Origin of the sequence: Cytobacillus sp. Bac17, assembly GCF_024519925.1 — a bacterium.
Lineage (GTDB): Bacteria > Bacillota > Bacilli > Bacillales > Cytobacillaceae > Cytobacillus > Cytobacillus pseudoceanisediminis.
This window is the reverse complement of sequence record NZ_JALJRC010000023.1, coordinates 57635-83593: the sequence shown is the minus strand read 5'-3', so window position 1 is coordinate 83593 and position 25959 is coordinate 57635. Positions and strand designations below refer to the sequence as shown.

General features: G+C 39.8%; 29 protein-coding genes, 1 pseudogene and 1 riboswitch. Of the genes and pseudogenes, 8 read left to right on the top strand and 22 right to left on the bottom strand.

Annotated elements, in window-relative coordinates; translation table 11 throughout:
* Nucleotides 1-338: 338 nt before the first annotated feature.
* Nucleotides 339-1166: a hypothetical protein gene (locus NR125_RS21840; RefSeq protein ID WP_009332498.1), complete on the bottom strand. Its 828-nt coding sequence runs from the start codon at nucleotides 1164-1166 to the stop codon at nucleotides 339-341.
* A 131-nt stretch (nucleotides 1167-1297) separates the two neighbouring features.
* Between NR125_RS21840 and NR125_RS21835 the strand changes: the two are divergent.
* From NR125_RS21835 to NR125_RS21825, 4 genes and pseudogenes are all read left to right on the top strand, one after another.
* A pseudogene (locus NR125_RS21835) lies at nucleotides 1298-1431 on the top strand (DUF3900 domain-containing protein); the annotation flags it as partial.
* Between the two features lie 13 nt (nucleotides 1432-1444).
* Nucleotides 1445-1624 (top strand): hypothetical protein, encoded by a 180-nt coding sequence (locus NR125_RS21830; protein WP_009332499.1) that lies wholly within the window; start codon nucleotides 1445-1447, stop codon nucleotides 1622-1624.
* 21 nt (nucleotides 1625-1645) lie between these two features.
* Nucleotides 1646-1795, top strand: coding sequence for a DUF3898 domain-containing protein (locus NR125_RS29960; RefSeq protein WP_157380201.1), 150 nt, complete (start codon nucleotides 1646-1648; stop codon nucleotides 1793-1795).
* Entirely contained in the window at nucleotides 1731-1883 is a 153-nt protein-coding gene (locus NR125_RS21825) for a hypothetical protein (RefSeq protein ID WP_009332500.1), read from the top strand. The genes NR125_RS29960 and NR125_RS21825 overlap by 65 nt, the downstream gene beginning before the upstream one ends.
* Here NR125_RS21825 and NR125_RS21820 read toward each other — a convergent pair.
* The gene (locus NR125_RS21820) at nucleotides 1876-2085 is read right to left on the bottom strand and encodes a cold-shock protein (protein WP_009332501.1); all 210 of its coding nucleotides are present in this window, start codon (nucleotides 2083-2085) and stop codon (nucleotides 1876-1878) included. The two genes, NR125_RS21825 and NR125_RS21820, sit on opposite strands and share 8 nt — an antisense overlap.
* Before the next feature lie 239 nt (nucleotides 2086-2324).
* Between NR125_RS21820 and NR125_RS21815 the strand changes: the two genes are divergently transcribed.
* Nucleotides 2325-2654, top strand: coding sequence for a DUF6509 family protein (locus NR125_RS21815; protein WP_083805676.1), 330 nt, complete (start codon nucleotides 2325-2327; stop codon nucleotides 2652-2654).
* A 28-nt stretch (nucleotides 2655-2682) separates the two neighbouring features.
* Here NR125_RS21815 and NR125_RS21810 read toward each other — a convergent pair whose 3' ends face one another.
* A complete protein-coding gene (locus NR125_RS21810) occupies nucleotides 2683-3081 on the bottom strand; it encodes a hypothetical protein (RefSeq protein WP_019379651.1) in 399 nt (132 codons plus the stop codon).
* A 156-nt stretch (nucleotides 3082-3237) separates the two neighbouring features.
* On the opposite strand from NR125_RS21810, the gene NR125_RS21805 reads away from it, so the two are divergent.
* Nucleotides 3238-4080 (top strand): GNAT family N-acetyltransferase, encoded by an 843-nt coding sequence (locus NR125_RS21805; protein ID WP_256816123.1) that lies wholly within the window; start codon nucleotides 3238-3240, stop codon nucleotides 4078-4080.
* 8 nt (nucleotides 4081-4088) lie between these two features.
* Here the strand turns inward: NR125_RS21805 and NR125_RS21800 are convergent, their stop codons facing one another.
* From NR125_RS21800 to ku, 13 genes are all read right to left on the bottom strand, one after another.
* Complete coding sequence (locus NR125_RS21800) at nucleotides 4089-4595, bottom strand: metallophosphoesterase family protein (RefSeq protein ID WP_009332505.1); 507 nt, start codon at nucleotides 4593-4595, stop codon at nucleotides 4089-4091.
* Between the two features lie 78 nt (nucleotides 4596-4673).
* Nucleotides 4674-4874 carry a cold-shock protein gene (locus NR125_RS21795; protein WP_009332506.1) on the bottom strand — a complete coding sequence of 67 codons (201 nt, stop codon included), beginning with the start codon at nucleotides 4872-4874 and terminating at the stop codon, nucleotides 4674-4676.
* Nucleotides 4875-5024: 150 nt separating this feature from the next.
* The gene (gene cshA / locus NR125_RS21790; RefSeq protein ID WP_019379653.1) at nucleotides 5025-6473 is read right to left on the bottom strand and encodes a degradosome RNA helicase CshA; all 1449 of its coding nucleotides are present in this window, start codon (nucleotides 6471-6473) and stop codon (nucleotides 5025-5027) included.
* Nucleotides 6474-6773: 300 nt separating this feature from the next.
* Complete coding sequence (locus NR125_RS21785; protein ID WP_009332508.1) at nucleotides 6774-6974, bottom strand: cold-shock protein; 201 nt, start codon at nucleotides 6972-6974, stop codon at nucleotides 6774-6776.
* A gap of 232 nt (nucleotides 6975-7206) precedes the next feature.
* Complete coding sequence (locus tag NR125_RS21780; RefSeq protein ID WP_009332509.1) at nucleotides 7207-8067, bottom strand: bifunctional 5,10-methylenetetrahydrofolate dehydrogenase/5,10-methenyltetrahydrofolate cyclohydrolase; 861 nt, start codon at nucleotides 8065-8067, stop codon at nucleotides 7207-7209.
* Between the two features lie 84 nt (nucleotides 8068-8151).
* A riboswitch (ZMP/ZTP riboswitch) is annotated at nucleotides 8152-8234 on the bottom strand.
* A 573-nt stretch (nucleotides 8235-8807) separates the two neighbouring features.
* Nucleotides 8808-9296 carry a hypothetical protein gene (locus tag NR125_RS21775; RefSeq protein ID WP_256816122.1) on the bottom strand — a complete coding sequence of 163 codons (489 nt, stop codon included), beginning with the start codon at nucleotides 9294-9296 and terminating at the stop codon, nucleotides 8808-8810.
* Between the two features lie 182 nt (nucleotides 9297-9478).
* Nucleotides 9479-10438, bottom strand: a complete 960-nt coding sequence (locus NR125_RS21770; protein WP_019379655.1) for a nucleoside hydrolase — start codon at nucleotides 10436-10438, stop codon at nucleotides 9479-9481.
* Nucleotides 10439-10540: 102 nt separating this feature from the next.
* Nucleotides 10541-12205 (bottom strand): glycerol-3-phosphate dehydrogenase/oxidase, encoded by a 1665-nt coding sequence (locus NR125_RS21765; protein ID WP_009332512.1) that lies wholly within the window; start codon nucleotides 12203-12205, stop codon nucleotides 10541-10543.
* Between the two features lie 195 nt (nucleotides 12206-12400).
* Nucleotides 12401-13891 carry a glycerol kinase GlpK gene (gene glpK / locus NR125_RS21760; protein ID WP_009332513.1) on the bottom strand — a complete coding sequence of 497 codons (1491 nt, stop codon included), beginning with the start codon at nucleotides 13889-13891 and terminating at the stop codon, nucleotides 12401-12403.
* 34 nt (nucleotides 13892-13925) lie between these two features.
* Nucleotides 13926-14750: an MIP/aquaporin family protein gene (locus tag NR125_RS21755; protein WP_019379658.1), complete on the bottom strand. Its 825-nt coding sequence runs from the start codon at nucleotides 14748-14750 to the stop codon at nucleotides 13926-13928.
* A 172-nt stretch (nucleotides 14751-14922) separates the two neighbouring features.
* Nucleotides 14923-15468: a glycerol-3-phosphate responsive antiterminator gene (locus NR125_RS21750; protein WP_019379659.1), complete on the bottom strand. Its 546-nt coding sequence runs from the start codon at nucleotides 15466-15468 to the stop codon at nucleotides 14923-14925.
* Between the two features lie 65 nt (nucleotides 15469-15533).
* Nucleotides 15534-16193, bottom strand: coding sequence for a phosphatase PAP2 family protein (locus tag NR125_RS21745; RefSeq protein WP_009332516.1), 660 nt, complete (start codon nucleotides 16191-16193; stop codon nucleotides 15534-15536).
* 132 nt (nucleotides 16194-16325) lie between these two features.
* On the bottom strand, nucleotides 16326-17180 hold the full coding sequence (ku, locus tag NR125_RS21740) for a non-homologous end joining protein Ku (RefSeq protein ID WP_009332517.1): 855 nt from the start codon (nucleotides 17178-17180) through the stop codon (nucleotides 16326-16328).
* 144 nt (nucleotides 17181-17324) lie between these two features.
* Between ku and NR125_RS21735 the strand changes: the two genes are divergently transcribed.
* The gene (locus NR125_RS21735) at nucleotides 17325-19163 is read left to right on the top strand and encodes a DNA ligase D (RefSeq protein WP_071157313.1); all 1839 of its coding nucleotides are present in this window, start codon (nucleotides 17325-17327) and stop codon (nucleotides 19161-19163) included.
* 15 nt (nucleotides 19164-19178) lie between these two features.
* Here NR125_RS21735 and dapF read toward each other — a convergent pair whose 3' ends face one another.
* Nucleotides 19179-20162, bottom strand: a complete 984-nt coding sequence (gene dapF / locus NR125_RS21730; protein WP_009332519.1) for a diaminopimelate epimerase — start codon at nucleotides 20160-20162, stop codon at nucleotides 19179-19181.
* 133 nt (nucleotides 20163-20295) lie between these two features.
* On the opposite strand from dapF, the gene NR125_RS21725 reads away from it, so the two are divergent.
* Nucleotides 20296-20574, top strand: a complete 279-nt coding sequence (locus NR125_RS21725; protein WP_009332520.1) for a hypothetical protein — start codon at nucleotides 20296-20298, stop codon at nucleotides 20572-20574.
* Between the two features lie 249 nt (nucleotides 20575-20823).
* On the opposite strand, the gene NR125_RS21720 is transcribed toward NR125_RS21725, so the two are convergent.
* The 5 genes from NR125_RS21720 to ribD form a co-directional block, all read right to left on the bottom strand.
* Nucleotides 20824-22122, bottom strand: coding sequence for an NCS2 family permease (locus NR125_RS21720; protein WP_009332521.1), 1299 nt, complete (start codon nucleotides 22120-22122; stop codon nucleotides 20824-20826).
* 278 nt (nucleotides 22123-22400) lie between these two features.
* Nucleotides 22401-22877, bottom strand: coding sequence for a 6,7-dimethyl-8-ribityllumazine synthase (gene ribH / locus NR125_RS21715; RefSeq protein WP_019379663.1), 477 nt, complete (start codon nucleotides 22875-22877; stop codon nucleotides 22401-22403).
* A 14-nt stretch (nucleotides 22878-22891) separates the two neighbouring features.
* Nucleotides 22892-24085, bottom strand: a complete 1194-nt coding sequence (locus NR125_RS21710; protein WP_009332523.1) for a bifunctional 3,4-dihydroxy-2-butanone-4-phosphate synthase/GTP cyclohydrolase II — start codon at nucleotides 24083-24085, stop codon at nucleotides 22892-22894.
* A gap of 25 nt (nucleotides 24086-24110) precedes the next feature.
* Complete coding sequence (gene ribE, locus NR125_RS21705; protein WP_009332524.1) at nucleotides 24111-24764, bottom strand: riboflavin synthase; 654 nt, start codon at nucleotides 24762-24764, stop codon at nucleotides 24111-24113.
* Nucleotides 24764-25861: a bifunctional diaminohydroxyphosphoribosylaminopyrimidine deaminase/5-amino-6-(5-phosphoribosylamino)uracil reductase RibD gene (ribD, locus tag NR125_RS21700; RefSeq protein ID WP_256816121.1), complete on the bottom strand. Its 1098-nt coding sequence runs from the start codon at nucleotides 25859-25861 to the stop codon at nucleotides 24764-24766. Before ribD ends, ribE begins: the two co-directional genes overlap by 1 nt.
* Nucleotides 25862-25959 lie beyond the last annotated feature (98 nt).

Sequence of the window (25959 nt, the reverse complement as noted above, 5' to 3'; positions counted from 1 at the left end):
CGTTCGTCCTGAGCCAGGATCAAACTCTCCATATAAGAGTTGATTAAGCTCATAAGTTGTCTTTTCAAAAAAGACTAAAGAATTAACGTTGACGTTTTTGTTCGTTCAGTTTTCAAAGATCAATCTTTCAAGTTGCCATCTCTTAAAGCAACTTTTATATCATATCACTTACAACCTTCATCGTCAACAACATTTTAAAAATAATTTCAATCAGTTATTTTGTGAAAGCTGTTCTTAAATAATAGCACCGCCAGTGCTTCAGGTCAACGCTTTATTCGTGGTATTTTATTCCAGTTTTTTCTTTGGATCATCAGATAACAATTCTTAAAGTATGGATTTCAGATTGACGGAAACATATAGTTATTTAATTTCCTGATTAGCATCAGCAATAGCATAAGTATCATACTGAAGTAAATAGGATTCCAAAAAGTGCTTATTTCTAGAATGTCCATTTTCACCATAAAGCACTGAAAAGCTAAATCGGCAAAAAATATCAAGGCCATCCATTTAAATCGAAAATATTTTATTATGATAATGGTCAGCAGCAGTGCATAGATAATCCAAACCAGAACACTGAAAGCTATATGGTCCTGATAAGGTGATACAAACCACCCAATGTTATACTGATGGGTTCCCAGGATAGACGTCAAACCAAAAGATATACCCTGAAAAATTGTGGTGATGGCCATATACACGGTTATAAACTGTATAAAAAAAGTGGGATCTTCAACTCTATTCCTCCACCATTTTATAATAAAAACTGAAGCAAACAAGATAATCGTGGTAAACCAAGATTTCCACCAATTGTGCTGATAGATGCCCAGCCAGAGAAACAGCTCTTCTATTCCATATATCGCGGCGATTATGAAAGCAATCCATCTGAAGCGAATTCTAAAAGCAGCTATTGCCATTAGTACACTAGGAATAAAAAAAGCCTGAGATATACTGGAGCCAAAAACATCATCATACCACTGGATAGAAAATAATTTCGGGTAATAGGAGTATGCGTCACCTAAAATTAATACAATGTATTCCATTAAAAAAGAAAGTCCCATAACAAAGAAATAAACCGCCAGATTATGCCGAAATTCAGTTCTAATATAAGTTATATAAATAAGACCTATGCTGATAAGCACTAATCCAAGAAACCAAAGCAAATTTGACATTCTTCCACATCCAGTTTAGCGCGTTTCCATTATTTTGTTCATCATGGAAAAACATATACTCAACATTGAACGAAGGGCAATTAGATGTAAGATTTATTATAAAGTTAAAGATGAAGAAAAAGGGGAAATGTATGGATTTTGAAATTAGTTATTTGTCATTTTTTGTTGTACAGGTCGAGGGAAAGGGGAAAATGCCGAGAAGTACTCTAAACACTTTCAGACTCCCGATTCAGAGAAATATGAGAATAGTGCAATAAAGGATTTTTAGGATGGTGAGCTTGCAAAGAGCTCTGCCGGAAATTGTTAAAATTGCAAACGACTCGGTGGTACAAGAACATATAGAAGAGCATTCCAGTCTGATAGCGAAGAAGAGAACAATCGGAAAGCAGCATGGAAATTGGGGCAGCCAGTCCAAAAAGGGAGATTCAACAGACCAGGTAATTGAAGCTTCCGTATAAATTATCGAACATTCTCCATAGATTGAGCTTAAGTTAAAGGATGGACAACGTATCCGTGATCGGGCTCCTTCAGATTTCAGGGAAACGATTCCTATAGCTAAAGTAAATGGACGTTATGTACTGCTTATTGAATCTGGAAGTATTAAGTTTAAAAAAGCTTTCCACTATTGAATTTCTAAGATCTGATGAGCTTGCAAGCGTAATAGAAAAAATCAGCAAAAAAATAAAGGGCGATGTCATCGCCCTTACAATTATTTAGAAAAGATGCTGTTATTGTTAACGACTTGCAATTCTTTAGTCGTTTCTGCCATTTCACTTTTGCAAATCGGACAAATAGGTACCTGGCTGCTTTTGAAATTGTCCCTTACCCAGCAGTTGCAAGACTCAGATGTACACTCCCAGATTTTCACTTCTTCAACCTTGATTTCTTCCAAATTTTTTCTGCCAAATCCCATTGCCATAATCAGGCACCTCCCAAAGAGTAAGACCCTTACCCAAAATAAAAATCACTTGCTATATAAAGTGACGAACCACTGGCTCTATATAACAAGTGTTTATGGGCAATATTATATTCTTTTAACTAAAATTAGTATAACATATTTAAAGGGCGCTGTCAAAAAGTTCTAAACTTACACTGCAGCCTTAGAAACACGGCAAAAAATTGATAAATACTATTAAACCAATCTGGGAAAAGTGTATAATGACATGTACAGCAGCGAAAGAAAGGGTGAAGACCATGGATATTACAAGTTATACTATTGAGTACATACAGGATCCTACCGGCATTTTAACGGGTGACCGCTACGAATACTTTTTAGATATCGATGTAGATGAAGACGATGAATTATATTCAGAGAATGGCATTAAGTTAAGGGTCCTTTATTATAAAAATGGAGAAGATGAGAGGATTCTTAATTATCATTTTGTCGAAAGTCATTCAGGAAACATATTGGATTTCGCTTTGGATGAAGTGGAAGAAAAGAAAGTTTCTGCTTTCTGCAGAGAGAACCTTTCTCAAGCACAAGAGTAAGAGCAGGAGAACCTGCTCTTTTATTTTATCACTGAATTTTTTTACCCTCTTCAATAATGTGATACATTAAATGTGCCAAATGCTGTATCGGTGTATAAGCTTCTTCTTCCCTATCCACATTATTTCCTTCATTAAAATCAAGGTCATTCAGATAAAGAGCGGTGAATTGATAGAAATCTTTTAATTCAAAAGCAAAGCATGCACTGGGTTCTTCCGACTCCCCTTCATATTGAAGAACCAGGTAAGACTCCTTCCCTTCCTTATCAATAGCATCAAAAAATATAAAATAGCCAACATTAGAGTTCAATTCAAATAAATGCCTTGTGCCGCCTTCTGTGTATACTTCAAAGTCATTTTCATTTAATTTTTGAACAGCCATCGGCTGTATATTATCTTCCTTATGGAACATCACTGTGAAATTCTTCATTGATTCTCCCCCTTTTTCCATACAATCCTAACATATTGCTATATTTATTTACATAATTTCAATCCAAAGCTAATAGATTGAAATTTAGGACTATTCGCATGAACCGTTTTCTTATAATATTGGTTTATTATTTCTTTTATCTAGGAGGCCGCCTGAGTGCTGACAAAAAAACAATTAAACGATATTCATTCTCTACAGCAAATTTGCGAAGAAACGGGCAATATCAAATTAAAATTAAATTGGGATACCTTGAAGTCAAGGGCCGACGATGAAAATGACTATTTCCATTATGATAATAGCGGGAATTTATTAGGTTACCTTGCTCTATATAATTTCGGAGGTCCGGTTGAATTATGCGGAATGGTTCATCCTAATCATAGACGAAAAGGCATCTTTTCCAGCTTGTTCAATGAGGCAGTAAAACAATTGGCCCAAGCACGCAAATTACTTATTAATGCTCCAGCCTCTTCCCAATCAGCAGAAGGTTATATTAAATCATTACCCTGCACCTATTCATTCTCCGAGTATCAAATGAAGCGCCATAAAACCAAAAAAATCGGAACAGCAAATTCTGAAGTAACTATGCGGCAAGCAGTCAGCAGTGACCTTGCATTCATTAATCATCTGGATACTGCATGCTTTGATATCCCCAAAGACGAAGCAGAGGTTTTTAATAAAAAAATCTTTGCCTGCAAAAATGAGAGGACTTTTATCATTGAATACAAAAGCCAAAAAGCCGGCAAAATCAGAATTCAAACAGAAAAAGATGCTGCGTGGATTTACGGCTTTGCTGTCGATCCTTCTTTTCAGGGGAAAGGAATCGGCAGGGGCGCTCTTACAAATGTTGTTAATCTGCAGCACAGCAAGGGAGTTAGCTGGGTGCATCTAGAAGTAGCTGCAGAAAATGACCATGCACTTTCATTGTACAAATCATGCGGCTTTGAACCATACGGCACACAAGATTATTACGAATATGATCTAAACACACTCAAGGTTTGAAACACGTTTTATTCCTTTGAATCAAAATAAACATGATTGAATGTCATCTCATCTGAAATTTCCAGGGTGCCGAACGAATAGTTCGGCTGCCTGCGCTTATCTGTCGGAGACCCGGGATTAAACAGTATTATTCCATTATGGAGTTTCTTTATCGGTATATGTGAATGCCCAAATATAATAGCATCAACATTTTCCTTATCAAATGCTTCTATACTTCTTTTTTCAGTTGTTTTTCCCTTTCCATGCCCATGGACAACCCCAATTTTAAAACCTTCTATTTTAAGCAGTACTCTTTTCTTAAGAATGGAGCAAATTTCATCACTGTCGGTATTTCCATATACCCCCTCAACAGGTGCATATTGTTTTAATTCATAATACAGTTCGACGCTCTGCCAATCACCTGCATGAATAATTAATTCACAGCTGAGAAGTTCATTCAGAAGTATATCAGGGAGCTGTTTTGACTTCTTTGGCATGTGGGTATCAGACAGAATAAGGATTTTGATCACTATCATTCCTTCCTTCTTACTTTTATACCCTATTTTACCCCAAAAATAAAAGAGCCCCTTAATAGGGACCCTCTTATCAACTAATTATAACTTTGTTACATTTACAGCTTGAGGTCCACGCTGGCCCTGCTCTATGTCAAAGTTAACTTCCTGGCCTTCATCAAGGGTTTTGAAACCTTCTGTTTGGATTGCAGAGTAATGAACAAATACATCTTCTCCGCCTTCAACTTCGATAAAACCAAAACCTTTTTCTGAGTTAAACCATTTTACTTTGCCTGTTGCCATGTAAATTTCCTCCTAATATCTATAACTCACAGAGTGATTTTTTACCCTGCATTTACTAATATGGGTAAATTCCTCTAATTTTATAATAAAATGTTCAAAAAGTACCGAAAAAAATCAATATATCCATTTTCTCTTGGATTTTAAACCGTATTATCCCTTATTGCTGCTGCGGTTTTTAGTGCGTCTGTCCCGGCCGCCTTTAAAATCTCTTCTATCACGGCTGCCGCCTCTGGACCTGTCGTTGAATCTTCTTCCGCCGCGATCACCTTTAGGTTTTCTGACACGGATAGGTTCCACCGCAGTTAATTTAACCGGTGTTACATCAGGACCTTTAGTCAGCAATTTGATGGCTGCAGCAAGCAAAGTAACAGAATCTGTATCTTCAAGAAGGCTTTCCGCCACTCTCTTGAAGTCTGCATGTTCTTCTTTTTCAATAACTTCCATAAGTTTATTAATAGTCGCCTGCTGATTGCCTGCAACAACATCCTTAAAGGAAGGAACAGGCTTTTTCGCCATTTTGCTTTTTGTAACACTTTCAATTATTTTTAGGTGGTCAATTTCTCTTGGAGAAACGAACGTAATTGCCAGCCCTTTATTTCCGGCACGCCCAGTACGTCCAATCCGGTGAACGTAGCTTTCAGGATCCTGCGGGATATCGAAGTTATAAACATGGGAAACACCTGAAATATCCAGACCTCGTGCAGCAACGTCAGTGGCTACCATTATGTCGATTGTCTGCTCTTTAAAACGGCGGATAACCTGATCTCTTTTCGCCTGGGGAATATCACCATGAATTCCTTCAGCCGAATAGCCTCTCTTGATAAGACCTTCCACCACTTCATCTACACGCTTTTTAGTCCTTCCAAACACAATAGCCAGTTCAGGTGACTGAATATCCAACAGATTGCAAAGCACATCAAATTTTTGTTTTTCATGCACTTCCATATAGTACTGCTCAATATTTTTAACAGTCATTTCTTTCGCTTTGACTTTAACCATTTCTGGTTCCTGCATGAATTTTTCAGCAAGAGACTGAATTCTTTTTGGCATTGTTGCTGAGAAAAGAAGGGTTTGGCGCTCACCTTTAATTTCACTTAAAATTCTTTCAATGTCCTCGATGAAGCCCATATTAAGCATTTCATCCGCTTCATCCAGAACTACCATCTTGATGTTGCTTAAACGGATTGTTTTTCTTTCAATGTGATCAATTAACCTTCCCGGTGTAGCAGCAATAATATGCGGGTGCTTTTTAAGCGCACGGATTTGGCGGGTGATATCCTGACCACCGTAAACAGGAAGTGTCCGGACTCCTTTTACCTGTCCTATACGGTTTAATTCTTCTGCCACCTGTACAGCAAGCTCCCGTGTTGGCGCAAGGACTAGACCTTGAATACCTTCGTTTAAATCAATCTGCTCTAACAGCGGCACACCAAAAGCAGTGGTTTTTCCAGTTCCAGTCTGCGCCTGGCCAATCATGTCCTTCCCCTTCATTCCGATTGGAATTGCCTGTGCCTGAATTGGTGTTGGTTCCTCGAAGCCCATATTGGAAAGGGCTTTTACTATTTCATTACTTAAGCCAAAATCTGAAAAAGTTGTCAAAATATAATTTCCTCCTTGAATTGCAAATCTTATTAGGTACTGAAAGATTGTTTTTTGTATAAAGACATGGACACTTTACTAGGCTTTCCAGTTTGTATCTCTTTTTTACATTTCCGTTTGCACTATTTTTAAACTTTTTGTAAGTGAAGTATTTTAATTGGGTGAAATGAAAAATACATATTCCTAAAAGCAGTTATTACAGAAGATCTGTTTTGAGGAATGCTGAAGGCTACAAAGTGGATAAGCAAACATAAAAAGGTGATGCATGATTAGACATGCATCACCTCATTTTAAGCAAAATTATGCTTTTGTTACGTTAGCAGCTTGAGGTCCACGGTTACCTTCAACGATTTCGAAAGTTACGTCTTGACCTTCTTCTAAAGTTTTGAAACCTTCAGTTTGGATAGCGGAGAAGTGTACGAATACATCTTGACCTTCTGAAGATTCGATGAATCCGAAACCTTTTTCTGCATTAAACCATTTAACTTTACCTGTGTTCATTTGTGTTGCCTCCCAATAAATTGTTTTTCACTATAATGTACCATATAAACTTAAACATAAAAAAGTCGCAGCTTGCAGAAATGAGGATGAACGATCGCCTACATTTCTTTGCAGCTACGACTACTTATCCAAAAAGTATATAACGAACTTTACAGCGTTAACCTAATAATAAACGACACCCAGTTATAAGTCAATCCTTTTAAAGATCAATTTTTATTTAGGGATAAATGAACTATTTATGCTTCCCTTGTATTTCAGCGATTTTTTCTGCAGCATGAACAGTATGTTTCAAAAGCATGGAAATCGTAACAGGTCCAACTCCTCCAGGTACGGGGGTAATGGCAAACGCCTTTTCAGCACAGCTTTCATACTCTGCATCCCCAATATTTCCTTCATTATATCCGGCATCAAGGACAATAGCTCCTTCTTTAATCCATTCACCCTTGATAAAGTTAGGTTTCCCTACAGCTGCTATTACAATATCAGCTTGCTTTACAATTTGGGGCAGATTTTTGGTATATGAATGGCAGGTAGTGACTGTTGCGTTTCGATTGAGTAAAAGGGCAGAGACCGGCTTGCCAAGGATTGGGCTTCTGCCTACGACTACAGCATGCATACCTTCAGCACTCAATTTATAGAAATCCATAATTTCCAAAATAGCTGCAGGTGTACAGGATGGATATTCACCAAAACCGAATGCGGTCTGTCCATATCCAAGGCTTGTAACACCGTCTACGTCTTTTTCAATAGCAATAGCTTCGAAAGCTTTTCGTTCATCTATATGTCCTGGTACGGGATGCTGTAGAAGGATTCCATGTACAGAAGGATCATTGTTTAATTCTGCAATCTTCTCTAATAGTTCTTGTGTTGTTGTATCCTTTGACATATGAATACGTTTTGATAATATGCCAAGTTTTTCACAAGCATTCCCCTTCATCCGTACATACGTTTCAGAGGAAGGGTCATCTCCCACCAAAATTGTGGCTAAGCAAGGGACGGTATCCTTCCCCTTCAATTCTTCAATTCGATCCTTTAATTGGTCTTTCACATGTTTTGCCACAACAATTCCATCAAGAATAATCTTTTTTTCCATGCATATTCCTCCTATAGGAAAAGCACCTATTCGGCTGACGGGCTTTTCCATTTTGTTATGAAAAAAAGAGACAAGGGTATCCCTTATCTCTGCCCAGACGACCGGCTATACATAGACGCAGCTCCCCAGCGGTTCATTCCGCATTGTCGTCAGTCACTGCGATTTTGAAAAGCTATTCTAATGAATACATCATACCACAAAAACACAAATAATTAAACTGAAACTTATTCAAACGTTCGTGTTTTTTTGCGAGATATATAAAAAAGGACAGCAAATACTGTCCTTATAAATGATATATTTGAGTTAATTAGTTATTACCTAAAACAATGAAAGCCCTGCCTCTCTTCCATCCTTGCGGCTCCTAGACCGCGCCAGTGGGAATCAGGTTGGTCGGAATTCTTTCCGACTTAGATGCTCTCTGAGATTTTAATATTAAATGGTAAGAAACTTACTGAAGTAAAAATACGGAGAAGTGTCTGGTTTATAGAAGATGATTAAGAAGAAAATTCAGCATTAAGCTGTCCACACAAATTATTCTTAATTACAAACACATGCTTACTCTTTCAAAATCCTAAAGAGCATGAAACATAATAAAAAGCCGCAGTTTCACAAAAAAAGAAGGTTCGGCTGCCGAACAATCCAAGTGAATTAACGACTTCAACAATATACCTCAAATACTTCAATCACTATGTTATCTTATTTACGGTAAAGTGTCAAGAAAATAACTTGTCACCCGCTTATTAGCCTTCTCCTTTATACTCTGTTACATCAAAAAAATCGGTTGTGTCTTTATAGCCATTAAATCCAATATCCAGATCATGAAAATATCGGTGCAATTTAATTAAAACTTCCTTATCCTTAGTGCCCGACTGCACAGTTTCTGCCAGCCGTGTTATTGTGCCCAGGTCAGTCTGCAAATCCTCATTCTCAGCTGATATTTTTTTAAGCGAATTTACGATTAATTCAGCCTGATCTCTTTGTTTTGGCCAGCTGACTTTACGATCTCTTCCCCATCCAAGTGTTTCATTATAAAAAGTATGATTGGAGGCAATGAAGTCCCCTAAATCATCGTACATTAATCCCTGTTCAGATGTCTCCGCATTTGCTGAGGTTTTTTGAACCTTGGATTCATCCTTATTTAAAAAGACAAGTACACTATATGCTATGGCAATAGCTATGACCATTCCCAGAATTGAAAGAAACCTGTTTAATTTCTTGTTTTTTAGCAATTTGAAAGCCTCCATTTGATTTTGATAATGTATGCCGAAACTAAATGGAATTATTGCCATTCTTCCTTGTCTGAAGAAACCTTCCCTGACTGCAAATGTTTTCCATGTTAATACATTCTATGCCAACTTTCCTTTCCCCTTCAACACCAAATAAAAAAGCTTTTAACACTGAGTGTCAAAAGCTATTTCTGATTTTTCTGAGCAAGGAAAACCTCGATAAAATCAATAACAAAACGTTCCAGATCAAACTCCATCGCTATATTATCAAGTGTTTCGGGCGGATCAACTTCGGGCACCGGCCTAAAGTCAGCTATGCTTTTACCCTTTGCCTTTCCAAACTGTTCTATTCTCACTCTTCGTTTTACATATTTGGCAAGATCAGGATTTGTGAGAACACTTAATACAAGAACATCATGAAGAGGTGCACCCTTAATTCCCGGGACAAGCTTTTGATAAGCCTCATAATAATAATCATAAGCAGGTTTGATTAGATCTTTAAAAGGCGATTGAGTATTATCTGCAATAAAATCAATCGTTTCAGGCCTGATAATCGCTTTATTTGTTACATTTAGGGGAAATATATAGATGTTTTTTGCTTTTTCAAGCACTGAATCCGCTGCAATGGGGTCAGCGTAAAAATTCGCCTCAGCCTCTGGTGTTACATTTCCCGGAACTAAAAACGCACCGCCCATTAAATAGAATGCATTTACATCTTTATATGCATCCTTTCCATACAGAATGAGCGGCAATGCCAAATCTGTCTGCCTTCCAACTCCAACGATCACAAGGTCATTTTTGTATTCATTTACAATTTCTATAATTTTGTTTATGTCATATACCTTTATTTTGCTGATGAAATTCTCCTGAGGCTGAATGGGCCCGAGGCCTTCCTCCCCGTGTATTTCAGGATAAAAGACAGCGGTCTCACCGGATAATGGCCCGCTCGCCCCTGCTATAATGGGAATGTCCTCTCTGCCTGCAAGTTTCAGTAAATATGCAGTATTATTGATGGATTCTTCTTTGGTTATGTTGCCATAAGCGCTGACTACACCTACTAGATTAATCTCGGGATGCTGAAGGGCATACATTAGGGCAAGTGAATCATCAACCCCCGAGTCAACAAACATGAGAACATTGTACATAAGCCACCTCCGCTACCTATCTAATCTATAATATGCCAATGGAATGTCCCTTTTGTTAAAGAAAATACTCCTAAAAAATGAAAACTCCCCAATTGGGGAGCTTTAGTCCTGATCTGCCGGCTTTACCGCAAAACTGAGTTCCTGGTTCAGCTGGTTTTCAAAATTATTTCCTGCAGCTATATCCCACTTAAATGCATCAGCCATATATGAAATTACTTGCTTTTGATAGTTTCTTACCGTTTCAATATCAAAAAGCAGCGCTCCTGTTCGGCGGTTAAAAAAATCTACAGGGGTGGCAGCCATTTCATGTTCAATTGCATATTTCAGCTTTGCCCATAATACAATCGGCAAGCCATAATTCTCAGCTTCACTCCTTTTCGTCTCAATCATATTAAAAATGATACCGACGTTAGATCCATACATTTTAACAAGGTGCCTGGACTGTTCCGCTGATAAACCAATACTTGTTCCTTTTTCAGTCTGAAACCTGACGAATTCCTGAAATTTGGATGATCCTCCTACATTTCCTCCTGAAATAGGCAATGTTTTTGTAATACTTCCGCTAAATGTTCTATTTGATTCCTGTTTGAATTTTTCAGCAAGCAAATCAACAATGGTTTCGGCCATTTTCCTGTACCCGGTCAGTTTCCCACCTGCAATCGTCAGCAAACCAGTATCCGACTCCCAAATTTCATCTTTGCGTGATATTTCGGAAGGATCTTTTCCTTCTTCCCAAATAAGCGGACGAACACCAGCCCAGCTGGATTCAATGTCATCCTCCACTATCTTCACAGAAGGAAACATAAAGTTAATGGCATTAATGATGTATGTTCTGTCACCTGCAGTCATTTTGGGATTTACAGGATTAGAATTATAGAATGTATCTGTTGTTCCTACATAGGTCTTACCATCTCTCGGTATGGCAAATACCATCCGTTTGTCAGGTGTATCAAAGTATACAGCCTGTTTTAACGGAAACTTGGATTGGTCTATTACCAAATGAACACCTTTAGTCAAACGCAGGGTCTTTCCTTTCTTTGATCCGTCTTTCTCGCGGATGGAATCAACCCAGGGACCTGCTGCGTTGATGACTTTTTTTGCTCTAACTTCATGAACCCCGCCTGTCAGCTGATCTGCAGCTGCAGCTCCGCATACATTTCCTTGTTCATCATATAAAAGTTTTTCGACCTTCAAATAGTTAACAGGCATAGCGCCTTTTTCTGCTGCAGCTTTCATTACCTCTATTGTAAGTCGGGCATCATCTGTGCGGTATTCTACATAATAACCGCCGCCTTTAAGTCCATCTTTTTTTACAAGCGGCTCTTTTGATAATGTTTCCTGGGCATTGAGCATACTTCTGCGTTCAGACTTTCTGACGCCTGCAAGAAAGTCATAAACTCTAAGTCCGATAGAAGTTGAGAACTTTCCAAATGTGCCTCCTTTATGCATCGGAAGCAGCATCCACTCCGGTGTAGTCACATGTGGCCCATTTTCATATACGATTGCCCGCTCCTTGCCGACTTCCGCTACCACCTTAACTTCAAATTGTTTAAGATATCTTAATCCGCCGTGAACCAGTTTTGTTGAACGGCTGGAAGTTCCGGCTGCAAAATCCTGCATTTCGACGAGTGCTGTTTTCATTCCCCGTGCTGCTGCATCCAGAGCTATTCCCGCTCCCGTTATGCCGCCGCCAATAATCAGAACATCAAATTCTTCCTTTGTCAGTGTTTTTATCATTTCAGTACGATTTAAATTAGAAAATATCATTGTTGTCTCCTCCTTGTCGAAAAGGCTAGTAGTTATAACTACCCTTTAAAAGCAGGGAATAAAAAAGAGACCACAAAATACATTATCGCTTACCCGATAATGATTTTGTGGTCTCTCCGCATCTCCTGCCGAACTATTAACTTAATCTTATTATAACATAAAAAGATATGATTTGTGTATAAAACTTTCTTCTGACTATTTAAATGCAATTGCTGCCTTGACTGCTTTTTTCCAGCCTTGATAAAGACCTGCACGGACTTTTTCTTCCATCGATGGATGAAATGATTGATCAATTGCCCACTGCTCAGCAATTTCCTCCTGGGATTTCCAGAACCCGACAGCCAATCCAGCAAGGTAAGCTGCACCAAGCGCAGTAGTTTCATTAATTGTCGGTCTTTCTACCGGCACCTCTAAAATATCTGACTGGAACTCCATCAAGAAGTTATTTTTCACGGCACCTCCGTCAACCCTAAGCGTCTTAAGCTTAATGCCTGAGTCCGCTTCCATGGCAGATAGAACATCTTTTGTCTGATACGCAAGTGACTCAAGTGTCGCACGGATAAAATGCTCTTTGGACGTTCCCCTTGTGACTCCGAATACTGCACCCCTTACATCACTGTCCCAATATGGTGTCCCTAGACCTACAAAAGCCGGAACCACATACACTCCATCTGTCGAGTCCACTTTTTTTGCATAGCTTTCGCTGTCCTTTGCATCCTTTAACATCCTCATTCCATCACGGAGCCATTGAATGGCAGAGCCCGCAACAAAAATGCTGCCCTCCAATGCATATTCAATTTTCCCCTCAAGTCCCCAGGCAATGGTAGTTAGAAGTCCATGTTCAGATTGTACCGCTTTTTCACCTGTATTCATTAGCATGAAACAGCCGGTTCCGTAAGTATTCTTAGCCATTCCTTTCTCGAAGCATGCCTGTCCAAATAGCGCTGCCTGCTGATCACCCGCTGCTCCGGCAATGGGTACTTCCTTGCCGAAAAAGTGATAGTCAATTGTCTTAGCATACACTTCGGAAGATGGCTTCACTTCAGGCAGCATCGCTTTCGGGACTCCGAGTATGTTCAGCAGCTCTTCATCCCATTTAAGTTCGTGGATATTAAACATTAGAGTGCGGGACGCATTGGAGTAATCGGTCACATGCGCTTTTCCTCCCGATAGCTTCCAGATTAGCCATGTATCGATGGTTCCAAATAATAATTTGCCCTGTTGGGCTTTTTCCCTTGCCCCTTCCACATGATCCAGTATCCACTTAACTTTTGTTCCTGAGAAATAGGCATCTATTAAGAGACCGGTTTTTTCTCTGAATAGATCGTTATAGCCTTTTTCCTTCAATTCATCGCAAATTTCGCTTGTCTGCCTTGACTGCCAGACAATCGCATTATAAATCGGGACTCCCGTTTCTTTATCCCAAACAACAGTTGTTTCCCTCTGATTTGTTATGCCAATGCCGGCAATTTGCTCTGGTTTAATCCCGGATTCCGAAAAAACACCTGCAATCACCGATAAAATTGAACCCCATATTTCATTTGCATTATGTTCAACCCAGCCAGGCTTTGGAAAATGCTGTGTGAACTCTTTTTGCGCCGTGTGCACAATTTCCCCTTTTTTATTAAATAGGATAGCACGCGAACTAGTAGTCCCCTGGTCTAATGATAAAATATATTTGTCCACAAATGACTCCTCCCAATCTTGTTCATTATTTTATTTATGCAGCCACTTTAGAAGAATCAACTTCCCCTGGCTGTTTTTTGCCAAAAATATATGAAAGAATTAATACTATTATATTAACACCGAGCACTGCCCATAACATGCCTGAAGCTTTGTCATCGAACATCACTTGATAGAATGCGGAACCCATTAATCCCCCCAGGATTGGACCAGCTACCGGTATCCATGCATACCCCCAGTTTGATTTCCCTTTTCCTGCAATCGGAAGAAGAAAATGAGCAATTCGCGGTCCCAGGTCTCGAGCCGGATTAATCGCATAGCCAGTTGTCCCTCCGAGCGACATTCCGATTACAACAATCAGAAGGCCTGCAGCTATCGGATTTAAGCCTTCTGTAAATTGATTTGCCCCAATAAACATCAATCCCAGTACAAGAATAAACGTCCCAATCATTTCACTTAATAAATTTGAAAATGTATGGGGAATCGCAGGACTGGTTGAGAAAACAGCAAGTTTAGCACCCTGGTCTTCTGTTTCTTTCCAATGCGGGAGATAGTGAAGGAATACAATAACCCCTCCCAAAAAACCTCCCAGGACTTGAGCCAGAATATAGCCAGGCACGTCTGCCCAAGGGAAATCCCCGCTAAGCGCAAACCCGATTGTTACAGCAGGATTCAAGTGTGCCCCGCTAATCGATCCTACAGCAAAAATCCCCATCGTTACAGCTAGTCCCCAGGCAATGGTGATAACAATCCACCCTCCATTGAAAGAGAAAGTCTTTTTTAAATTCGCTCCGGCAACAACGCCTCCTCCAAAAACAATCAAGATCATCGTTCCAATTATTTCTCCCATAAAAGCAGACATCTGAAAATCCCCTTTCCGTTTTGGGTGATCGGAAACAAAAAAGGAGATTCACGACAGATTAAGCCATTAATGGCTAAACTGTGTGAATCTCCTAATCTCCGACACATAAATTAACTTGTTAAACCGAGTATACAAGTCTATGAAAACGTTGTCAAACTTTCCTTGAACATTTTTATGAAAACCTTTCCCATAATTCTATTTTCGAAGTTGTAATGGCAGCTGCTCCTGCACCAAGCGCATTCTTCACTTCTTCTTCTGATCGGATGAGTCCTCCAGCAAATATGGGGGTGTTCAAACGTTCATTTACTTCTTTTATCATCCATGGCATGGCTCCCGGCAAAACTTCTATGTAGTCCGGCCTGGTTTTCTCGATTAATTTATAACTTTTTTCAAGCGCGTGAGAATCGATGAGGAAAATCCTCTGGACAGCGATCACTCCTTTTTGCTTTGCTTTCAGGATGACGCTGGATTTAGTAGAAATTAACCCGTAAGGCTTAAATTCCTGGCATATATATTCAGCGGCATAATCATCGCTTTTCAAGCCATGAATCAGATCAACATGATAAATCATTTTTTTGTTATGTGCTTTTGCCATCTGCGAAACATTCTTCAGCTGCGAAATGTGCATATCGAGAAATACACCAATGTCATAGGGGCTTTTCAGGAACTTTTCAAATTCTTTCATGTTTGAAGATGCCGGCAAAATTTTTTGATTCATTGTTCCCACTCCTGTATCTGTTATTTCCCTATGTTATAAAGAAACTGCGCATTTCTCAATACCCATTATACATTTTTGCGGTACTCATAATAGCGGAATCCAATTATCATTATTGTCAGCCAGGCACCTCCGGCTGCGAATCCAGCTATTACATCACTGGGAAAATGAACGCCTAAATAGATGCGGCTTAACCCAATCATGATGATAAAACAGCCTAGCATCACTGTCCATGCAGTCTTCCATCGTTTTCTTTTTGCCAAATGGATGATCATATAGGCCAGCGAGCCATAAAAAATAAAAGATCCCATTGAATGGCCACTCGGAAAACTGAATCCCTGCTCCTCAATCAGAGGTCTGATATCCGGTCGTTCTCTTTTGAAAATCCATTTCAGCAGCAAGTTGAAAAGTGATCCAAGACCGGATGAAAGAACCATGAACCATGCAAGTGAACTCTTTTTAAATATAAACAAAAGCACGACCGCCATAATTACAGAAAAAGCCAGCCATTTTACCGACCCCAAAAAAGTAATCACGCTCATATACTCCGTGAGCCGGGGAGAAATAAAGGCCTGTACATACTGAATCACAGCTTCATCGAATCGAATTAGCTCATTTTCCTTCAATTCGTCCACTATTTCAATAAAAAGCAGCACAAATCCGCCAATAATTGCAGCTGCCAACGTTAAGTAGATGATATTTTTTGATGTTAAATTTTTCCTGTTCATTTAAACAAATCCTTTTTATTTATAGGATTACCACTAACTTTGATAAACGGAACATTTTTTGAAGACTTTTCTTCAAAAAAATAGCTCCAGTAAAAAACCGATTTTGCAAAAGCAAAGTCGGTTTTATTTCTATTAAGCCTGCTTTTTTGCTTTTGTTTTTGCAGGAGCACGTTTCTTTTTAGCTGCCGGTTTTTTCTTTGTTTCTGCATCAGCAGGCTTGGTTTTATCAATTGATGCCTGCAGGGCAGCCATAAGGTCGGTTACATTGGCTGCAGGTTCTTTTTCGACCGGTGTGACTATATCTTTGCCAGTACGTTTTGCTTCGATAAGCTCCAAAAGAGCTGTCCGGTAGTCATCATTATATTTCTCGGGTTTAAATTCAGTGGTTAATTGATCAATCAGCATAATGGCAGTATCGATTTCCTTATCTGTCACTTTGTCTTCTGCAGGTACATTTGGCACATCCGCAGCCTTACGCACTTCATCAGGGTAATGAATGGTCTCCATTACAAGAGTGTTTTCATATACCCGGACCACAGCCAGCTGTTCTTTGGATCGAATAATGATTTTTGCCAAACCTACCTTTTCTGACGTCTCCAGCGCTTTTCTTAAAAGGGAATAGGCTTTTCCTCCTCCGTCCCCTGGAGACATATAATATGTGCGATTATAATAAATCGGATCAATCTCCTGTATTTTTACAAAGTCCACAATCTCGACAGCTTTATCCTCATTTTCCTGTTTAAGCTTTTCTAAATCCTCATCCTCTAAAACGACAAACTTTCCTTTTGTGTATTCATAAGCTTTTACAATATCTTCGTTTTTAATTTCTACTTCACAAACAGGACATGTTTTCTCATATTTAATTGGCGAATGACATTCTTTATGAAGATTTCTCAGCTTTATATCCTTATCTTCTGTAGCCGAGTGCAGCTTGATTGGTATATTCACCAGCCCAAAACTGATGCTTCCTTTCCACATTGTATGCATAGTCAAACTCCCATTCTTATTAGATGTAGTACTCATAACTTGTGTATTAATAAAAAGGGAGATACGCTAAAACATTTGGAAACTGAGTAGTTTTAGCGGCAATGGCCAAAACTATAGTAACGATTGTAAAGGAGGCCAAATTGAATGAGACCAATGCTTCCAACCTTAACTTTTGATGTTCCGGAAGAGAAGGAATGGCTCTTTGAAGCGAAGTATGATGGTTTTAGAGCAATCCTGCACTTGGACAAGGAACCCAGACTGACAAGCAGGAATGATAAGCCTTTATTACATATTTTCCCGGAAATTAAGGATTTTTTAGAGCAAAACAAAGATAAATTCGAATCATACCTTCCACTTACACTAGATGGAGAATTAGTCTTTCTGGAGAATGCCTATAAAGCCCATTTTGGGTCCATCCAGGTCAGGGGCAGGATGAGGTCTGAAAAGAAAATTCAAGAGAAGGCAAAAACTGCGCCATGCCGTCTTCTTATTTTTGACATTTTGATGGTAAAAGGCAAAAAAATGACCGATAAAGAGTACTTTACCAGAAAAGCAGAACTGGAAGCTTTGTTTAAGGATTGTAATATGCCCTTAAAACCTGATGAGAAGGATCCGAGATTGATACAATTAATCCCTCCATACCGCAGCTTTAATGAACTTTGGGAAAAAATTGTCCTGCATGATGGTGAAGGAATCGTGGCAAAGCAGTTGAAGAATAAATGGGAAGAAGGAAAGAGATCATCTTTATGGCTAAAATTCAAGAATTGGAAATACGTTAACTGCTTTATCACTGCATATGAAAAATCAAATGGCTATTTTTATGCTGGTGTATTCCAGGGGGATGCTGTCATAGCAATCGGACAGTTTCTTTTTGGGTTGAAGCCCGATGAAAAACAAGCCTTATTCCAAATCATCAAAGATAATAAAACAGATGAAAACAGCCAATTCATTTATGTAGAACCAGCAATATGTGTGGAAGTTAAATATCTGGAGATTTATGAGGATCAAATGCGCGAACCGCATTTTCACCAGTTTCGTTTCGATTTGAAGCCTGATGCCTGCACTTATGAGAAATTTATACAACAGCAGAAAAACCTGCCTCCCGAAATAGAAATCACCCATCCAGATAAGCCATTATGGGAAACACCAGCTATTCAAAAGATTGATTACATTCACTTTTTAAGAGAGATTGCTCCATATATGCTGCCATTTTTAAAGAAAAGGCTTTTAACTGTAATCCGCTACCCGCATGGGATCTTTGCTGAGCCTTTCTACCAGAAAAATTGCCCGGATTACGCACCGGATTTTGTAGAAACTGAAATGTCTGAAGGCATCAATTATATTGTCTGCAATAATCTTCAAACACTGCTCTGGCTTGGCAACCAGCTTGCATTTGAATATCATATCCCATTTAAGACCATTTACAGCAATGGTCCCAGCGAAATAGTGTTTGATTTAGATCCTCCTTCGAGGGACGCTTTTCATCTTGCCATTAAAGCTGCAATATTGATTAAAGAGGTGCTTGATCAGCTGAAATTAATCAGCTTTGTCAAAACATCCGGGAATAAAGGTCTGCAAATCTATATCCCGCTGCAGGAAAATACCTATAGCTTTGATGATACTCGGCTGTTCACCGAATTTATTGCCCAGTATCTAATTTCCAAAGATCCCGATTCTTTTACAATAGAAAGATTAAAGAAAAATCGCGGAGGCCGGCTTTATGTGGATTATATCCAGCATGCAGAAGGCAAGACGATCATTGCCCCTTATTCAGCAAGAGGAAATAAAGCAGCAACTGTTGCTGCTCCTCTGTTTTGGGAGGAAGTCAATGAGAAACTCACAATGGAGCGGTTTCAGATAACCAATCTTATAAAAAGGGTAAACAGCGATGGCGATCCATTCAGTTCTTATTTTCAGACAAAGGAAAATCAGCCCTTTTCTCCAGTGCTCGATTTTTTAAAACAGGAAAACAAAAAAGGATAAGGCCAATGCCTTATCCTACATCCATTCTTTAAGTACCGCTTGGGCATATTCCTGAAGTTTAGCATATTGCTTAATTTCTCCAGTATGTTCTTCTTTCTGGGATAGGGTGAACTCTTGCGGTTTTTCCATATTGATTTCCGCTTCACAGCGGTAAACATAGCTGGCATTCCCAATTAAATCAATGGACTGCCTGCCATTCTTCTCATGAACTACACAGCGCACTTTTCCGCCATTATTGTATACTTCAACAGGCTCTTCGATTTTATTCAGCCCATTCATGCAAGTGACAAGTGTTGAAGCGGACATGGCTGTACCGCAGGCATTGGTGAATCCTACTCCCCGCTCAAATGTCCTTACATAAATATGCCCTTTTTTTAGCGGCTTTACAAAGCTGACATTTACTCCATCAGGAAAGAAATCATTCGGCCCGTTCAAATATTCACTGATCTTTTTTTGCAGGTCAGATGTAATTTGCTCTTTCTCCACAATGGAAACAAAATGGGGATTAGGGACTGCTAAGGCCGTAAAAGCTAATTCCTCTGAGATCCCGCTGACTTTTTCATTAATTATAGTATCTTTATCGAGAACTAAAGGAAGATCCTTCAAATCGAATGAAACAGGTGATATTTCAACAAGATAAGTTGGAATGTCCTCAAAGATGTCCTCTTGCTTTTTTACCTGCAAATCCGCTTTCATGGTTTCAATGATGGCTTCTTTTAGACCAAGAAGTTCACATACATAACGGGCAACGCATCTTAATCCATTTCCGCACATTGATGCTTCTGATCCATCCGGATTAAAAACACGCATCCTTGCATCTGCTTTTTCGCTTTTTAATACGAAAAGAATTCCATCTGCACCAAGTTCAGTGCTGCGGTCACATATTGCTTTGGCAAGCTCAGCACGATTCTCTTCTGTAAAATTATACGTATGGGAAATTTCATCTATTATAAAGAAATCATTTCCTGATCCATGACATTTCAGCAATTCAATGTTCATAATAATACCTCCAAACCATTTGTAGCCCAACTTATAAATAAGAGTGCCATAAAAGCATTTATTATTCAATAATTGTTTTCCCTATTATATTATTAACTAATTAGAAAATTGATAAATTCCGTCATTTAGGGAAGTGGCCGATATTAATACTGATCTTTATACATTTAAATTTTTCATCCAGCGGATCGAAGAGTTTGGCAGCGTTATTAATGAAAAAAATGCCTTTGTAGAAACAACGGCATTTTTTAAAAATACAATTGTATATGAAGGGATTATCCGGGTCCGTTTTAATGACTATGGGATTTTTCCCTTCCCCGAGGACCTTTCCCAGGCAGACATTCCGGTATCTGCTAAAAGGAATATGGCCGCAGAAATGAAAAGATATATTAAGCCGCAGAAAAAATATCTATAATAGCACAGCGGCTAACATATTAGCCCGGTTTGCCGGTATATTTTTTAGGAGAAAATCGGCTGCCTTGCTACAAACACTTCCATTGACATACGTCCGAAAACCCCATATTACTATAGACCTATATTAACTCGTGTATCGAAACTTGTTGAACAAAAAGAATTTTTATATTTTTATACAAAATTCACCAGTTTTCTTTGTTAAGAAAAAAGAAAAAGGATGCCCCAAATAGGGCATCCCAATATATCTATATTAACTAATGACATGAAAAACAAAGTTGAATAAAAATAAAGCAGCTATGACATACAATGCAAATGAAACTTCCTTTGCTTTGCCAATCGAAATCTTTAAGATTGGATAAAGAATAAATCCAATGGCAATGCCGTCCGCAATACTATACGTGAACGGGATCATGGCAATGATAAAGATAGCTGGAAAGCTTTCGCTCATATCCTTTAAGTCAAGATTACGGATGTTTTGAAGCATCAGTCCGCCAATAATGATAAGAATAGGCGCAATTGCACTGTTGGGAATCAATTTAATAACAGGGATAAAGAATGCGGATAGCATAAACAGGAATCCAGTTGTGACTGCTGTCAATCCTGTACGTCCGCCGGCAGCCATACTCGCTGCACTTTCAACCGTTGCTACAGTCGGGCTTGTCCCAAAAATTCCTGACAATAATGCAGAAACCGAAGTTGCCTGAAAAGCACGCTTAAACTGTTCCGGCCTATTAATAAAACCAACATGACCGTGAACTAATCCGATATTTTCAAAGACAAGAACCATTGTCAATGAAAAAATGGCAATCCAAAAAGTGACGGAAAGTAAGTTATCGAATGACATCGATCCAAATACTTCCATATAATCGGAAAGAGCAAACGGCTTTTCCTCGGTACTTTGCACATTAATCAGCCCAAAAGCCCATGCTATCAATGTTCCTGCTACAACAGTAATCAAAAAGTTGCCAGGCACATTGCGCATAAATAAAATAATGGCAAGCAGGAACGTTAAGATGGTTGCAAGCACTTGCGGGTCTCCAAGCTCACCCATAGCAATAATGGAGTTTGTCCCTTTTTCAACGATTCCGCCCTTTTCAAGTCCGATCAGCATCAAGAAAAGTCCGAGTCCCACTGTTATTGCTTCTTTAAGTGAATGTGGAATCGATTCGCTTAATGTCTTTGCGAATCGCGAAAAAGCCACGAATACAAAGATCAGACCAGATATAAAGACAACAGCCAATGCTTCCTGCCAGGATAAGCCCATCGATTGGACCATTGTATAGGAAAACAAAGCGTTAATTCCCATTCCAGGCACAAGGAGAATCGGTACATTTGCCCAAAACCCCATAATCAAACAGCCGACAACCGATGTTATAATGGTTGCAAAAATGGCTGCCTCCAGCGGAATTCCTGCTTCAGAGAGAATTAGAGAGTTAACTGCGATAATATAAACAATCGTAAAAAAGCCGATTGCCCCAGCCATAACCTCCCTTTTTACAGTTGTTCCATTTGAATCAAGCTGAAAAAGCTGGTTAAACCACTTATTCATATATACTACCTATCTATTCAATTAGCCCTCTCCCTACCCGCTCTCCCCGTATACATCTCCCTCAGTTAAGAGTGATCACTAAAAAGTACGGGTGAGCCACAAGCAGTATTTTATCAAAAAAAACTCATTCTGCCAATAGAAAGGTCAGACGTCTGCCCATAAATTTTTAAAAAAACCGGCGGAAATCCCCCGCCGATTTTGGTAGATATTGCAACCGGGCAAGACAATTGCACCTGGAAGCACACTCTTATTCTCATGCCGGCAAAAAATCCGGAACATTATTCACCTTCGGATAATTGTCTGTAAAGGTTGCCCATTTCAATAGCTCCGACAGCCGCTTCCCATCCTTTGTTTCCAGCTTTGGTGCCTGCCCGCTCAATTGCCTGTTCAATCGTGTCAGTTGTAAGAACACCGAAGATAACAGGAACACCGCTTTGCAATGCTGTGCTTGAGACCCCTTTAGCCACTTCGCCGCTGACATAATCAAAATGCGGAGTTGCTCCGCGGATCACTGTGCCAAGGGTGATGACTGCATCATATTTTCCGGATTGGGACAGCTTTTTAGCTGCCAGAGGGATTTCGAATGCTCCAGGAACCCACACAACTGTCACATCTTCTTCGCTTACTCCGTGGCGCTTGAGTGCATCTTCCGCTCCGCTTAAAAGCTTGCCCGTAATGAATTCATTAAAACGCGATACTACAATGGCCATTTTTAATCCTGTTCCTACTAAATGTCCTTCGATTACCTTTTTCATCTCTAATCGCTCCCTTAAAATTGTAATAAATGCCCAAGTTTTGTTTTCTTTGTTTTTAAGTAATTTTCATTTTCAGATTTTGCAGGCATTTGAAGAGGAACCCGTTCGGATACCTCCAGCCCGTAACCGCCCAATCCAGCAATTTTGCGGGGATTATTGGTTAGCAGACGCATTTTTTTTACTCCCAGATCCCTAAGGATTTGTGCACCTACCCCATAGTCGCGTAGATCGTCCTTAAATCCGAGCTTATGATTTGCTTCAACTGTATCGTAGCCCTCTTCCTGCAGCTTATAGGCTTTCATTTTATTGATCAGTCCGATGCCGCGCCCTTCCTGTCTCATATATAAAAGGATTCCCCGGCCTGCCTCTTCAATCTGTGCCAGCGCTGCTTCAAGCTGCGGCCCGCAGTCACAGCGGTTGGATCCAAATACATCTCCAGTCAGACACTCCGAATGCACACGAAGCAATACTGGTTCACGTTCATCGATTTCTCCCTTTACAAGAGCTACATGGTCTTTTCCATCGACAGTGTTTGTATAGCCTACTGCTTTAAAGTCTCCAAATTCTGTTGGAAGCTGTATCTCCACTTCCCTTTTGACAATGGAGTCATGCTTCAATCGATACTCTATCAATTGCTGAATAGTAATCATTTTTAAATCAAACTTTTCAGCCACTTTTTCCAGATCATCCACTCGAGCCATCGTTCCATCGTCTTTCATTATTTCACAGATTATCCCGGCTGGTTCAGCACCTGCAAGACGTGCCAGATCGACCGCGGCCTCAGTATGGCCTGCACGCCTTAAGACTCCTCCTTTTTTGGCCACTAGCGGAAAAACATGTCCCGGCCGTGAAAAGTCTGCAGGTTTAGCGTCGTCCTCAAGCATTTCTTTTATCGTGAATGCACGCTCAAATGCACTGATGCCTGTAGTGGTTTTTACATGGTCAACACTGATTGTGAAAGCTGTTCCATGACTGTCAGTATTCACTTCTGCCATTGGATTCAGTTCCAATTTTTCAGCCAGTTCCTCAGTGATAGGTGTACAAATCAGGCCTCTGCCTTCTTTGGCCATAAAGTTGATCGTGTCCGGTTTCGCATATTCCGCGATTGCAAGGAAATCCCCTTCATTTTCCCTGTCTTCATCATCACAGACAATGATGACTTTTCCTGCTTTTAAATCTTCTAATGCCTCATTTATATCACTGAACATGTTTGATTGACCCTCCTTTTGCTAATTATAAGAAGCCGTTCTCCTTAAGGAATCGCTCTGAAACTCCTTCTTTAGGCGATGAGGTTTCCTGCTGCCTGTTCATGAAGGAATATAGATATTTAGCCAGCATATCGAACTCGAGGTTAACAATGTCTCCCGCTGCTTTGAAGCCGAGTACCGTTTCACTTGCTGTGTGGGGAATGATCGAGACAGTAACAGTATTGTCTTCATTGCCGAAAACAGTCAGGGAAATCCCATCCACGGCAATTGATCCCTTCATGATAAGCAAATGGCTTAATGCAGGAGGCACAGATATTTGTATATAAATGGCGTTTTCACTCGCTGTTTTTTTTAGAATCTGACCAGTTCCATCAATATGCCCTGTCACAAAATGTCCTCCAAAGCGGCCATTTGCCGACATCGCCCTCTCCAGATTGACTTTTGTTCGTTCTTTAATGGCAGAAAGCGAAGTACTTTTGAATGTTTCAGGCATGACATCTGCTGAAAATTCATTTTTCGCAAATTCCGTAACTGTAAGGCACACGCCGTTTACCGAAATGCTGTCCCCCAGTTGAACATCTGTTAAAACTGTGGATGCCTGAATGGTCAGTTTCATGGCCTTGCCTTGCTGAACTACTTTTTTTACTGTTCCCAGTTCCTCAATAATTCCAGTAAACATTACTCCTTGGCCTCCCTCAGCGGTTTTGCGGTAATTCTAAGGTCTCCGCCAATCTTTTCAATTTCTGTGAATTCCAGTGCAGGGGCATCTTTTACATAGTTGGCACCATCCCCGCCAATAAATGGAATCGCCTTATTGCCCCCGATAATTTTAGGAGCCATATAAAGGATTATCTGCTGAAAGAAACCGCTATTTATAAATGAAGCATGGATCTCTGATCCGCCTTCAACAAATAAAGTCATGATGTTTCTTTCACCTAAATTTCTTAATACTTCTTTAATCGGCACCTCATTAGCAGAAAAAGAAAAAACTTCAGTATTATACTTCTTTAGCTCTTCTGCCTTTGACCGATCTATTTCGCAGCCGGTAAAGATTATGGTCTTTACAGACTGATCCCGGATGACATTTGCGTCAGCGGGAATTCTCAGATTTGTATCTAATACAACTCGAATGGGATTTTTTCCGCCTTGGGGCAGCCTGGCGGTTAAAAGGGGATTATCGTGAATGATCGTATTTACACCTGTAAGTATTGCGTCATGTTCATGCCGTAGCCGATGCACATCCTGCCTGGATTCTGGAGAAGTAATCCATTTGCTGTCACCGGTTTTTGCAGCTGTTTTTCCATCAAACGATGAAGCTGCTTTAATGGTTACATATGGTGTCTTTGTTTTTATAAAATGGAAAAATGGTTCGTTTAGGGCATCTGCTTCCTCCTTCAATAAGCCGGTCACCACTTCAATCCCGGCATCCTGCATTCTTTCAATTCCTTTGCCGGAAACTAAAGGATTCGGATCGGCAGAAGCAATAAAAACCCTATTAATTCCTGAATTAATTATTAAGTCTGCGCATGGCGGAGTCCTGCCAAAATGGCTGCATGGCTCAAGCGTGACATAAATATCAGCACCTTTAGCCTTCTCGCCAGCTGCAGCAATCGCATGGACTTCAGCATGGGGAGTTCCTGCTTTCAGGTGAGCACCCATCCCCAGAATTTCACCATTTTTAACAACAACCGCACCCACCTGCGGGTTAGGACTGGTTTGGCCTTTAGTGGCCGCTGCCAAGCTGATGGCTAACTTCATATATTCCTGATGGTTCAAATTATCTGGTTCCTCCTTCCCTTACAGTTTCTCCAAATTAAGTTTGAAACGGCAAAACCCCGTACACCAGCAAGGTGAAACGGGGCAAAATCACATGA